This is a genomic window from Streptomyces sp. WG7, from assembly GCF_049975785.1.
GTDB lineage: Bacteria > Actinomycetota > Actinomycetes > Streptomycetales > Streptomycetaceae > Streptomyces.
Genome location: NZ_JBNGGE010000059.1, coordinates 1 through 13,026, shown reverse-complemented (window position 1 = coordinate 13,026; position 13,026 = coordinate 1). Strand labels below are relative to the sequence as shown.

Below are 13,026 nucleotides of genomic sequence, written 5' to 3'. Positions count from 1 at the left end.
ACGGACCGGCCCCGTGCAGGCGCCGGCCCTCGCGGCAGGGTCAGCCCCCGCCGCTCTCCAGGGCCGACACGGCTTCCTTGGCGGCCTTGATGGCCCCCTTGTTGATCTCCTCCGTGCTGGGAGCCTTCCGCGTCTCGAAGTCGCTGCCGTTGTACGTGATGATCACCAGCGCGTTGGCGGCACGGGTCATCACGGTGCCCTCACGCGTCTGCTGCTTGTCCTCGGTGGTGAGGTTCACGACGGAGTAGGCCGCGTCACCGAGACCGGGTACCGCGCCCCCGCCCCCCTTGTCGGCGGTCCGCTCCTCGTACGACTTCCGCGCCGCCTCGTCCGACTCCATCACCTCGAAGGAGACGTCGAGCCAGCGGTAGTCGTACCCCTTGAGCGCGTTCCAGGAGCACGTGCGCCGCACCTCGGTGTCCGTGGACGGAATCTCCTTGCCGTCCGCCTCGGCACCCGGGACGAGCGAGGCGACCGTCTTCCCGGCCAGGCTCTCGCAGGGCGCCGGGGCGGCGGCGTACGTCTTCGTCACCGCCGCGGTCGCCGGTGCGGAGGCCGACCGGTTCGCGGTGTCGGGCGGGGTCGGGTCCTTCGCGGCCGATGTCGTGTCAGGCCCGGACGACAGCGCCCAGCCCGCCGTGGCGAGCACGGCGACCGGCGCCAGACGAGCGGTCAGGGCGAGCGGCAGGGGAAGAGAACGCACGGCGCACTTCTCGTGGGGGACGGTGCGGAGACGGTCCGCACTGCGGACGGGACGCCAGTGTCACACGAGACCCCGTGGGGCGGAAGGGCGAACTCGGTGCGTGGCCGCGCGGTGACGCAGGCGAACGGGAGCGCCCGGTCCGGACGAGGGGGCCGTCTGGCCGGGCGGCGTCACCGGCCACACGCCGGGCCCGCACCCGTTACCCCGCCCGTAGCCGGCCGTCGGCGGCGAACGGACCCGGTGGCTCGCAGCGCGTGGGTGTTCGCCACCGAGCCGGGGCCCGGTGGCGGCGCGCGGAGCACACCAGACACGGACAGCGAGTAGGTGATCGTGTTGCCGGGCTCCACGAAGGCCGGACGGGGAAGACACTATGAGCCGGCGTGATCACGGGCAAGGGCCTACTCGCCCTGCCGGGTGCGAGGCGGCACCCGGCAGGGCGCGGCGTTCACGGCACGCGAGCGGTCCACTCCTCGGTCGCGAACTTCGTCCGCACCAGTTCCTCCGCACGGGCCATCTCTTCCGCCGTGACTTCGCCGGTGGTCAGCCCGTAGCGATTGCGGAAGGAGGCGACCATGTTCTCGATGACCTGCTCCCGCGCGAGGCCCGTCTGCCGGCGGAGCGGGTCGACACGCTTCTTGGCGCTCTTGGTGCCCTTGTCGGACATCTTCTCCTTGCCGATGCGGAGCACCTCGAGCATCTTGTCGGCATCGATGTCGTAGGACATCGTCACGTGATGGAGGACGGCTCCAGGACCGCCATCAGGGCCCACCATGCGCTTCTGGGCCGCACCGGCGATCTTGCCGGCCTCGGTGGCGATGTCGTTCAGGGGTTGGTACCAGGCCTTGATGCCCATGTCGCCGAGTGCGCCGAGCACCCAGTCGTCGAGGTAGGCGTAGCTGTCTGCGAAGGAGAGGCCCGAGACCAGGGACTCCGGCACGGACAGGGAGTACGTGATCGTACTCATGGGCTCTACGAACATGGCCCCACCACCGGAAATACGGCGAACCACGGTCATCCCGTGCTTCGCGGCCCCTTCGGGGTCCACCTCGTTCCGCAGGGACTGGAAGCTGCCGATCACCACGGAAGGCGAGGCCCACTCCCATACCCGTAGGGTCGGGGCTCGTCGCCCGGCGGCCACCTCGGCGGTGATCACCTCGTCCAGCGCCATGTGCAGGGCCGGTGCCTGCGGCTCCATGTGCACCAGCTGCCAGTCGTAGTCGCTCCACTCGGTCGCGTGGGCCAGAGCGCGCCGGACGGCGATGCCGACGCCCTCTGCTGTCAGCCCGAACATCACGGTCGACTCCGGCAGCGCCGCCGTGATCCGGGCGGCCAGCCCTGCGGCGTCCGTCGATGAGGGTGAACCCTCAAGGGCTGTGTTGATCGAGAGGATCGCTTCGTCCGGCTCCAGGAAGAAGTCCCCGGCGACTCGTACGTTGCGCAGGACACCGTCCTCGACATCCAGATCCACGACGACCAGCTTGCCGCCGGGCACCTTGTACTCGCCATGCACGGCTTCGTTTCCTTCCAGTGCGCTGTACGTACCCTGAGCCTGCTGCTCCGGTGTTCGGACAGATGCGTACATCTTTCGGATTGCACCTTAACGATCGCCCGTGGGGGCTGCCGAACAAGAGCTTCTGGATCTTGGTGAGGATTATGGGGGTGTGAGGTCGTGCCCGGCGATCTCGGCGAGCTGTTGTGCCGTGGTCACGGTGAGGGTGCCGGCCGGGACCGCGTACCCGAGCGCGGTGAGCACGGGTGTGGCCTCCCGGAGGGTCGCGCCGATCCGGCTCTTGGCCAGGCCGGTTGCCTCGGCCAGTGGCGTCTGGGCCATGGACCGGCGCTTCGTGAGAAGGAAGACGACAAGCCGGTCGGCGGCGGAGGGTCGTCTGCTGCCGGCGCCGGGGCCGCCGTCGGGACGTTCGCCGGGCAAGAAGATCGGCGGGTGCTCGGCACACCAGGCTTGGTAACGGGCGGCGAGATCGTCGAAGGCGGCGGGTTCGAGTCCGGTGAGGCTGGGGTGCCGCAGCCACATGGGGAGCTTGTCGCCGGCGGGAAAACGTCCGAACTCGACGCTGGACAGGGACAATTCAGGAGCGAGTGGTTCGGGGCGCAGGGTGTGGTTCCAGGTGCCGTGCCACTACAGCTCCCGCTTACCCCCGCGACACCGTGGACTCCGCCACCCCGGCCGCTCCGGCCACCGTTCGGCAGCTCCCCGGGCCAGGGGGTGTTCCGGGCATGTAGGGGTGCCGATTAGGGGTACTCCGCCGCTTGGTGCCTCTGCTAGACATGGCGCTGTGAAGGAAACGTGTTCATGCCGCCGCGGCATCGAGCGCGTGATCGCGTCCCGACGTTGAGTGGAAAGTTTCAGTCAGTTGGCAGAAAACATGGCCTCCAGCCGCTGGATCCGCCGCTACCACCCGTCGGAGGGGAGCCAGGTCCGACTGGTCTGTCTGCCGCACGCCGGTGGCTCGGCCTCCTTCTACTTCCCGATGTCGCAGGCGCTCGCTCCGGCGCTGGACGTCCTCTCGGTGCAGTACCCCGGCCGCCAGGACCGCAGGGACGAGCCCGGCATCACCGACATGGCGTGCTATGCCGACGAGTTGGCCAAGGAACTCCTGCCGTGGCTCGACCGGCCGCTGGCCTTCTTCGGGCACAGCATGGGCGCGGTCCTGGCCTTCGAGGTGACGCGGAGACTGGAGCGCGACCACGGTGTCACCCCCGTGCGGATTTTCGCCTCCGGGCGCCGCGCCCCGTCGAGCCACCGCCACGAGACGGTGCACCTGCGCGACGACGACGGCGTCGTAGCGGAGATGCGTGAACTCAGCGGGACCGATTCGAGGATTCTCGGGGACGAGGAGATCCTCCGCATGGTGCTGCCCGCAATTCGCACCGATTACACCGCGATCGAGAACTACCGGGCCGCGCCGGAAGATGTCGTGCACACGCCCATCACGGTGCTGACCGGAGAGGCGGATCCGAGAACGACCCGCGAAGAGGCGGAGTCCTGGGGAAAGCACACGACCAGTGATCTTGAAATTCACTGTTTCCCTGGCGGTCACTTCTTTTTGGCGAACCATCAGGAGCGCATCATGAAGATTGTTTCCGAGAGGTTGACCGCGGACGCTCGGACGAACTGAACCAAGCGCTTCGGCACCATGGGGGATCGCGTCCGACGGGCCGCGAGTTCGAGTGACGCCCCCGCCCGACGGCGGGGGCGGAAAACGGCAGGACATCGGTGTCCTGGCGGACGACCGTATGGGGCAGGGCCGCACAACGGCCGGGCAGTTCGGCCTGGCCCCGCGGTGCACAGATGACAGGACGGCACGGCACGGACCCACCGGCACGGCGCGCAGTCGTCACGTCCTCCGTAGGCGTGTGGTAGCGGGAGGGGAAACTCCGTGTCGGCAGAGCTGTTCGAGCGCGAGAAGCAGCTGGGCACCCTGAGCGAACTCCTCGGCAGCGCGATGCGCGGCCGGGGACGGGTCGCCGTGATCAACGGGGCCGTCGCCAGTGGGAAGACCAGTCTTCTGGAGGGATTCACCGACGAGGCGATGTCCGCCGGCGCTTTCGTCCTCGAAGCCTCCGGTTCCCGCTCCGAACGCTTCCTCCCCTTCGGAATCCTGCGCAGGATCCTCGACAGCGCCGGCCACCACTCGCCGGAGGTCCACGCCTACGCCACCGAACTGCTCGACGCCGCCTCGGAGGAGACGGCACAGGCCGCGGACGGCACCGAGGCGGGCATGCGCATCATGCCGCACCTGTCCACCGCGCTGCTGCGGCTCGCCCGGAACAGGACCGTCGTCATCGCCGTCGACGACGTCCACCACGGCGACGAGCTCTCCCTGCACTTTTTGCTCTTCCTGGCCCGCCGGGTACGCCAGGCCCGGGTGCTGATCGTGCTCACCGAGGCGGTACGGCTGCGGCCCGCCCAACTCGCCTTCCACGCCGAGCTGCAGCGCCAGCCCAACTGCACCAGCATCCGGCTCCGGCTGCTCACCCCCGAGGGCACGGCCGGCGTCGTCGGCGACCACCTGCCCGAGGCGGCGGCCGGCCGGCTCGCGACCGAGATCCACCGCACGACCGGCGGCAACCCGCTGCTGCTCAAGGCACTGCTGGAGGACGGCACCCCGGCCGCCCCCGGCGAAACCTTCCAGCAGGCCGTCCTCAACTGCCTGCACCGCGGCGACCCCGAGATGCTGACCGCCGCCCGCGGGGTCGCCGTCCTCGGCGACGGCTGCTCCGCCGTCCAGCTCAGCCAGATCGTCGACCTCCACGTCAAGCCCACCGAGCAGGCGCTGCAGGACCTCGAACGCTGCGGTGTCCTCCACAAGGGCGCCTTCCGCAGCCCCGCCGCCCGCGAAGCCGTCCTGGACGCGGCGCCGCCCGCCGCGCTGTCCGCGCTGCACCTGCGGGCCGCCAAGCTGCTCCACCACGAGGGCGCGGCCTCCCTCGACGTGGCCCGGCACCTCGTGGCCGCCCGCAAGAACGTCGAGGAGTGGGCCATCCCCGTCCTCCAGGAGGCCGCGGAGTATGCGCTCGTCGACGACGAGGACGAACTCGCCCAGCACTGCTGGGAACTGGCCGTCGCCTCCTGCCCCGAGGGCCCGCAGCGCGCCGCCCTCAAATCCCGCCTGGTCAGCCTCGTGTGGCGCAGCAGCCCCGCGGCCGCCGAGAACCACCTGCGGCAGCTGTGCCGCGAACTCGCGGCCGGCCGGCTCGCCGACCGGGACGTGATCCAGGCCGTCTCCGCGCTCGTGTGGATGGGACAGACCGAAGGCGCGGGCGAGGCCCTGCGGCACCAACTGGCCTCCGCGGCCCCCGCCTACGCCCCGGCCAGCCTCACCACCGCCCGGACCTGGCTGACGACGATCAGCCCGGCCCTGACCGCGCTCTTCGCGGACACCGGCACGGACACCGGCCCGTCCGGATCCGTACGGCCCGGCGGCGCGCACACGCCGGTCGCGGGCGGTTCGGCGGCGGCCCCCTACGACTCCGCGGACTGCGCCTACGTCGAGGCCGCCGAGGCCGTCCTGACGACCCTGCGGGAGCGCCGGACCGACGCCGCCATCGCGGAGGCCACCCAGGTCCTCCAGCGCTACCACCTGGGCGACCGCACCATTCAGCCCCTCGTCATCGCCCTGCTGACGCTTGTCTACGCCGGCCGCCTCGACCTGGCGCTCGCATGGTGCGAACGGCTCCTGGGCGAGTGCTCCGCACGCAACGCCCCCACCTGGCACGCCGCGCTCGGCGTCGTCCGCGCCAAGATCGCCCTGCGCCGCGGCGACCTGCCCGGCGCCGCGGCCCAGGCCCGCCAGGCCCTCTCGCGGATCTGCACGCAGAGCTGGGGTGTCGGCATCGCGCTGCCGCTGGCCATCCTCATCGAGACCGAGGTCCAGATGGGCAACCACGAGGAGGCGATGAACCTCCTGGAGCAGCCCGTTCCCGAGGCGATGTTCTCCACCTTCCTCGGTCTGCACTACCTCAGGGCGCGGGGCCGCTGCCACCTGGCCACCGGGCGCTACCACGCCGCGCTCCGCGACTTCCTCACCTGCGGCGAGCTGATGCAGGCATGGGACATGGACGCCGTGGAGCTGGTCCCCTGGCGGCTCGACGCCGCCGAGGCCTGGCTGGCCCTCGGCAACTCCGGACGGGCCCGCGAGTACGCCGAACAGCAGAACCAGCGTGACACCGGACCGGAGGGCAGCCGCTCCCGCGGCGCGCTGCTGCTCATGCTCGCCCGCACCGGAGGCGACCTCACGTACCGGCTCAAGCGGCTCACCGAGGCCGTCGACATCCTGGAAGGCGGCGAGGACCGGCTGCAGTTCGCCGTGGCGCTCGGCGAACTGGGCCGCGCGTACCGGGCGCTCGGCGACTTCCACCGGGCCCGGATCCTCGTCCGCAAGGCCTGGCACGTCGCCAAGTCCTGCGGCGCCGAGCCGCTGTGCCTGCAGTTCATGCCCGGCGGCCAGGCCGGCAGCGAAGCCGCCGAGGCGACCAGCCGCGAGGCCGAACCGCCCAAGGAGACCGAGGTGCTGTCGGAGGCCGAGGCACGGGTGGCGCTGCTGGCGGCACGCGGTCACACCAACCGGGAGATCGCGACCAAGCTGTACGTCACCGTGTCGACGGTCGAGCAGCATCTGACCCGCATCTACCGCAAGCTGCACGTGAAGCGGCGCCGGGACCTCCCCGCCCGGCTGTCCGACCTGAGCCTCACCGGGGCCGCCTGAGTCCGCGATCGGCCGAGGAGACGGAAGTGGAGCAGACCGGCGGAGTCGGGCTCAGGCCCCCGCGCCACCGTGTCGACCGCCGCGCCCTGGGCTGGTGGACGCTCCAGTCCGCCGTGTTCGCGCTCCCGCTGCCGCTGGTGTTCGGCGCGCTGTACCTCTTCATCCCGCCCGCCCGGTTCGTCTTCGTCTGGCTCTTCCTGGCCTTTCTGGTACCCGGAGTCGCGTACATGGCCGTCATGCCCGTCTGGCGCTACCGGGTCCACCGCTGGGAGGTGTCGGACCAGGCCGTCTACGCGGCTTCCGGCTGGCTGTGGCAGACCTGGCGGGTCGTGCCGCTGTCCCGCGTGCAGACGGTGGAGACGCTCCGCGGCCCGATCCAGCAGCTCTTCGGGCTCTCCGGGGTTACCGTCACCACCGCGTCCTCCTCCGGCGCGGTGCGGATCAAGGGCATCGACCGGCGGACCGCCCGCGATCTCGTCGAGCAACTCACGCAGGCCACGCAGGCCACGCCGGGCGACGCCGCATGAGTGCGGACGGTGGCGAGCGGGCGGCCGGCACGGGCGGGGGCGACGGGTGGCGCCGGCTCAGTCCTCGACTGCTGCTGGTCAACCTCGGCATGCTCAGCGGGCCCCTCGCCCTGTTCGCCCTGACGCTGCTCCAGACGGGCGCCGGTCTCCAGGCGCTCATCTCCCTCGGCTCCCTGCTGACCACCTTCCTGGTGATCACCTGGATCGGCACCATGCGGCTGCTCACCACCCGCTTCCGGATCGCCGACGGCCGCGTCGAACTGCGCTCCGGCCTCCTCTTCCGCAGCCACCGATCCCTGCCCGTCGACCGGATCCGCAGCGTCGACATCCACGCCAAGCCCCTGCACCGCCTGTTCGGCCTCGCGTCACTGCGGATCGGCACCGGCGGACAGGGCACGCCCTCCGGCCGCGAACTGCGGCTGGGCGGCGTCACCCGCAACCACGCGGACAACCTCCGCCGACTGCTGCTCGACCCGCGCGGGCGCGCCGGCACAGGACGGCGGGCACCGGGACCCGGCGAGGACGGTGACCCTCCCGTCGCCGAAGTGGACTGGGCCTGGCTCCGCTACGCGCCGCTCAGCCCGTGGGGGCTCGGCGCCGTCCTCGTCGGGGTCGGGACCGTCGCGCGCGTCCTGGGCGAGATGAAGATCAACCCCCTGGACCTCGCCGTCGTCACACAGCTGCGCGACCGCTTCGGTTCCGTGCCCTGGTGGTTCGGCGTCCTCGCGACCGTCGTGGCCCTTCTCGTCATCGGGGCTGCGCTCTCCACCGCGGCCTTCGTGGAAGGCTGGAGCGGCTACCGGCTGGAGCGGGAGGGGGACGACGCCTACCGGGTCTGCCGCGGACTGCTCGTCCACCGCTCCGTCACGCTGGAACGCCGCCGCCTGCGCGGCATCGAACTCATCGAGCCGATGCCGCTGCGCTGGGCCGGTGCCGCCCGCCTCGACGCGGTCGCCGGAGGCCTCGGCAGCAGCGAGGAGAACCGCAGCCGACGCTCCCTCACCCCCGGCGTTCCGCGGCAGGAGGCCCTGCGGGTCGCCGCCGACGTCCTCTCGGAGGAACTGTCACCGACGCAGACGGCGGAGTTCGCCGCGCATCCCCGGGCCGCCCTGCGCCGCAGGATCAACCGCGGACTGCTGGTCCTCGCGCCCCTGGTGGCCGTTCCGCCGCTGCTTCTGCCGTGGCTCGGCCCGGTCGTGGTGCACGTCGCCTGGATCACCGCGCTCCTCGGACTGCCGACCGTCCTGGTGCTCGCCCACGATGCCTACCGGGCCCTGGGCCACGACCTGCGCGACCGCTGTCTCGTCGTCCGCGCGGGCACCTTCGCCCGCCGCACGGCCGCGGTTCAGCGCGACGGCGTGATCGGATGGAAGATCACCCGTTCCGCCTTCCAGCGCCGCAGGGGACTGCTCACCCTCGGCGCGACGATCGCCGCGGGCGACAGCTGCTACAAGGTCCGGGACGTCGGGGTCGCCGACGGGCTCGCCCTCGCCGAGGAGGTCGTACCCGGGCTCCTCACCCCGTTCCTCGAACGCGACCCGGAACGCGCGGCCGTGGAGCGCGCCGGGGTGGAGCGAGGAGCCGTGGAGCGAGGAGCCGGCGGCCGGTGACGGAAAGGGTTCCGGAAGCCCGTTTCCCCGCGCCGGCGGATACGGCTCCCGGGAATTCCGGCCGCAGTTTCCGTTCTTTCTTGCAATTGCCTCCCCTCTCCGCGCATCCTGGTGCAGTCGCACGTCAAGCGGCCGAGCCCAAGGGCAAGTCCACGGTTGCCTCCTAGGGGCCCGTAGGGGATTGGTAGGGGTTTCTCGCCCTTCTCCCGCATGCGAGAGTGACCCCTGGTCTGGGGTTCTTGTCCGGGGGTAATGGAGCGTGCGATGGTGAATGAGTCCGGAGAATTCCCGTCCGAGATCCGCGCCGTTTCCGAATCCGCTCCGAATGCCTTCCAGGATTCCTTGCCGCAGGCCCTGCCGGACGTCCCGTCGCACGCTCCCGCGGACACTCCGTCATGGCGGGAGCGGCTGAGCCCTCTGACCGACGCCGAGCAGCACGCCGCCCTGCTCGAATGGGTCGTCTCGCTGGTCTCCGCCGCGCTCCGCGACTCCGCACCGGCCGTGCTCGACCCCCAACGGCCCTTCCTGGAACTCGGCTTCGACTCGCTCGCCGCCGTCGACCTGCACGCCCGCCTCACCGCGGGCACGGGCCTGCGCTTGCCCGTCACCCTCGCCTTCGACCACCCCACCCCCGCCGCCCTCACCCGGCACCTTCGCGCCGCGCTCCTCGGCCTGGACGACACCGCCACGACGCCCGTCACCGCCGCCGTCAGCAGTGACGAACCCATCGCCATCGTCGGCATCGGCTGCCGCTTCCCCGGCGGCGTGCAGTCCCCCGAAGCGCTCTGGGACCTCGTGGCCGCCGGCACGGACGCCGTCTCCGCATTCCCCACCGACCGGGGCTGGGACCTCGACGCGCTCTACGACCTCGACCCCGAGCGGGCCGGTACGAGCTACACCCGCGAAGGCGGATTCCTCCACGACGCCGCCCAGTTCGACGCGGCGTTCTTCGGTATATCCCCGCGCGAGGCGCTCGCCATGGACCCGCAGCAGCGACTGCTGCTGGAGACGTCCTGGGAGGCGTTCGACCGGGCGGGCGTCGATCCCGCGGGACTGCGCGGCGGGCCGGTCGGCGTGTTCGTCGGCGCGGAGACCCAGGAGTACGGCCCCCGGCTCCAGGACGCCACCGACGGGTTCGAGGGGTACCTCGTCACCGGGAACGCGGCCAGCGTCGCCTCCGGCCGCATCGCGTACACCTTCGGCTTCGAGGGCCCGACGGTCACCGTCGACACCGCCTGCTCCTCCTCGCTCGCCGCCCTCCACCTCGCCGTCCAGGCCCTGCGCACCGGGGAGTGCGCCATCGCCCTGGCCGGCGGCGTGGCCGTCATGGCGAGCCCCGGCTCCTTCATCGCGTTCAGCCGCCAGCGGGGGCTGGCCCCCGACGGCCGGTGCAAGCCCTTCGCCGCCGCCGCGGACGGCACGGGGTGGGGCGAGGGCGCCGGCATGCTGCTCGTGGAGCGGCTGTCCGACGCCCGCCGCAACGGGCATCCGGTGCTGGCTCTGGTACGGGGCTCCGCCATCAACCAGGACGGCGCCAGCAACGGCCTGACCGCTCCGAGCGGCCCCTCGCAGCAGCGCGTGATCCGCCAGGCCCTCGCCAACGCGGGCCTGGCGGCCGCCGAGGTGGACGCGGTGGAGGCCCACGGCACCGGCACGACGCTGGGCGACCCGATCGAGGCCCAGGCCCTGCTCGCGACGTACGGTCAGGGCCGGGCCGACGGCAGCCCGCTGTGGCTCGGCTCCCTGAAGTCGAACATCGGACACACGCAGGCCGCGGCCGGCGTCGCGGGCATCATCAAGATGATCATGGCGATGCGGCAGGGCGTACTGCCGCGGACGCTCCACGTCGACGAGCCCACCCCGCACGTCGACTGGGAGGCCGGAGCCGTCTCCCTGCTCACCGAACCCGTCGACTGGCCCCGTGGCGACCGCCCGCGCCGCGTCGGCGTGTCCTCGTTCGGCATGAGCGGCACCAACGCGCACGCCATCATCGAGGAACCCCCGGCCGAGGACGCGGGAGCCGCCACCACCACCGTGCCTGGTGACGGCAGCGCCGCCTCCGGGTCCGGGGCCGACGATCACGACGGCGCACCGCGCCCGCAGGCACTCCTGCCGTGGGCCCTGTCCGCGAAGACACCCGAAGCCCTGCGCGCCCAGGCCCGGCGGCTCGCCGACCAGGTGACCGCCGACCCGGAACCCACCCCCGCCGACATCGGCCACTCCCTCGCCACCACCCGCGGGATCTTCGAACACCGCGCCGTCGCTCTGGGCTTCGACCGGGACGGGCTCCTGCGGGCGCTCAACGCCCTCGCCGACGGCACCGACACCCCTGACGCCATCCACGACGAGCCCGCCACCGGCCGGCTCGCGTTCCTGTTCACGGGGCAGGGAAGCCAGCGCCTGGGCATGGGCCGTGAGCTGTACGGCGCTTACCCGGTGTTCGCCGACGCCCTCGACGACGCGTGCTGGTACCTCGACGACCAGCTCGAACACCCGCTGCTCGACGTGCTGTTCGCGGAAGAGCGCACGCCCGCGGCGGCGCTCCTCGACGAGACCGCCTACACCCAGCCCGCGCTGTTCGCGGTCGAGGTGGCGCTGTTCCGGCTGCTGGAGAGCTGGGGGCTGCGCCCGGACCTCGTGGCGGGCCATTCGGTCGGTGAGATCGCGGCCGCCCATGTGGCCGGGGTGTTCTCGCTGGAGGACGCGTGCGCCTTGGTCGCGGCTCGCGGCCGGCTGATGCAGGCGATGCCCACGGGTGGCGTGATGATCGCGTTGCAGGCGTCGGAGGACGAGGTTCTGCCGCTGCTGGACGAGCGCGTGAGCATCGCCGCGGTGAACGGCCCGCGGTCGGTGGTCATCGCCGGTGACCAGGACGCGACGAGGAGCGTCGCCGCGCACTTCACCGCGCAGGGGCACAAGACCAAGCAGCTCGTCGTCAGCCACGCCTTCCACTCGTTCCACATGGACGGCATGCTGGACGAGTTCCGCCGCGTGGCGCAGGTGATCGAGTACGGCACCCCCGCGCTTCCCCTCGTCTCCCTGCTCACCGGCCGCGCCGCCACCGCCGCCGAACTGACCGACCCCGAGCACTGGCTGCGGCACGCCCGCGAGGCCGTAAGGTTCCACGACGGCATGCGGACGCTGGAGGACCGCGGCGTCACCACGTACCTCGAACTCGGCCCCGACGCCGTGCTCACCGCGATGGCCCAGGACTGCGTCGACTCCCGGGGCACCGCCTTCGCCGCGGCCCTTCGCTCCGGCCGCCCCGAGGCCACCACCCTGCTCACCGCCGTCGCCCGCGCCCACACCCGCGGCGCGGCGGTGGACTGGAGCCGGCTCTTCACCGGCAGCGGCGCACGGCGCGTCGACCTGCCGACGTACGCCTTCCAGCGCTCCCGCTACTGGATGGACTCGGCACCGGGCACCGGCAACCCGGGCCAGGTGGGTGCTCACACGGGCCACGGCACGGACACCGCCGACCGCGCCTTCTGGGACGCGATCGAGCAGGAGGACGTGACGGGCCTCGCGACCGCACTCGACCTCGACGACGACCGGCCGCTGAGCGAGCTGGTTCCCGCCCTGTCGGCCTGGCGCCGGAGGCGGCGTACGGAGTCGGAGGCGGAGGGCTGGCGGTACCGGGTGGTGTGGAAGCCGCTGGCCGACGCATCGAGCACGCGGTTGTCCGGGGCGTGGTTGGTGGTCGTTCCGGCTGGGGGTGACGTTGACGGGCCGGTGGTGGGTGCGCTGGCGGGGCGTGGTGCGGAGGTGCGGCGGGTCGAGGTTGCGGCCGGTGCGGATCGTGCGGCGCTGGCGGGGCTGGTCGGTGGTGAGTGGGCGGGTGTGGTGTCGCTGCTCGGGCTCGCCGACACCCTGCTGTTGGTGCAGGCTCTGGGTGATGCCGGGGTGGGTGCTCGGCTGTGGTGTCTGACGCGTGGTGCGGTGTCGGTGGGCCGGTCGGA

Annotated in this window: 7 protein-coding genes and 1 pseudogene; 5 read left to right on the top strand and 3 right to left on the bottom strand. The window is 72.0% G+C overall.

The window, feature by feature from the left end; all coding sequences use genetic code 11:
* Positions 1-40: 40 nt before the first annotated feature.
* From ACP4J0_RS34290 to ACP4J0_RS34280, 3 genes and pseudogenes are all read right to left on the bottom strand, one after another.
* Positions 41-703 (bottom strand): hypothetical protein, encoded by a 663-nt coding sequence (locus ACP4J0_RS34290; protein WP_426602726.1) that lies wholly within the window; start codon positions 701-703, stop codon positions 41-43.
* Positions 704-1,148: 445 nt separating this feature from the next.
* Positions 1,149-2,213, bottom strand: coding sequence for a lipoate--protein ligase family protein (locus ACP4J0_RS34285; RefSeq protein WP_426602724.1), 1,065 nt, complete (start codon positions 2,211-2,213; stop codon positions 1,149-1,151).
* Positions 2,214-2,354: 141 nt separating this feature from the next.
* Positions 2,355-2,840: pseudogene (locus ACP4J0_RS34280) on the bottom strand (ISAzo13 family transposase); the annotation flags it as partial.
* A 247-nt stretch (positions 2,841-3,087) separates the two neighbouring features.
* Here ACP4J0_RS34280 and ACP4J0_RS34275 point away from each other — a divergent pair.
* From ACP4J0_RS34275 to ACP4J0_RS34255, 5 genes are all read left to right on the top strand, one after another.
* Positions 3,088-3,840 carry a thioesterase II family protein gene (locus tag ACP4J0_RS34275; protein ID WP_426602772.1) on the top strand — a complete coding sequence of 251 codons (753 nt, stop codon included), beginning with the start codon at positions 3,088-3,090 and terminating at the stop codon, positions 3,838-3,840.
* A gap of 261 nt (positions 3,841-4,101) precedes the next feature.
* The gene (locus tag ACP4J0_RS34270; protein WP_426602722.1) at positions 4,102-6,930 is read left to right on the top strand and encodes an AAA family ATPase; all 2,829 of its coding nucleotides are present in this window, start codon (positions 4,102-4,104) and stop codon (positions 6,928-6,930) included.
* Between the two features lie 26 nt (positions 6,931-6,956).
* Positions 6,957-7,457: a PH domain-containing protein gene (locus ACP4J0_RS34265; protein WP_426602720.1), complete on the top strand. Its 501-nt coding sequence runs from the start codon at positions 6,957-6,959 to the stop codon at positions 7,455-7,457.
* A complete protein-coding gene (locus ACP4J0_RS34260; RefSeq protein ID WP_426602718.1) occupies positions 7,454-9,067 on the top strand; it encodes a PH domain-containing protein in 1,614 nt (537 codons plus the stop codon). The genes ACP4J0_RS34265 and ACP4J0_RS34260 overlap by 4 nt, the downstream gene beginning before the upstream one ends.
* A gap of 267 nt (positions 9,068-9,334) precedes the next feature.
* Positions 9,335-13,026: type I polyketide synthase (locus ACP4J0_RS34255; protein ID WP_426602716.1), on the top strand; the 3,692-nt coding region annotated here is incomplete at its 3' end.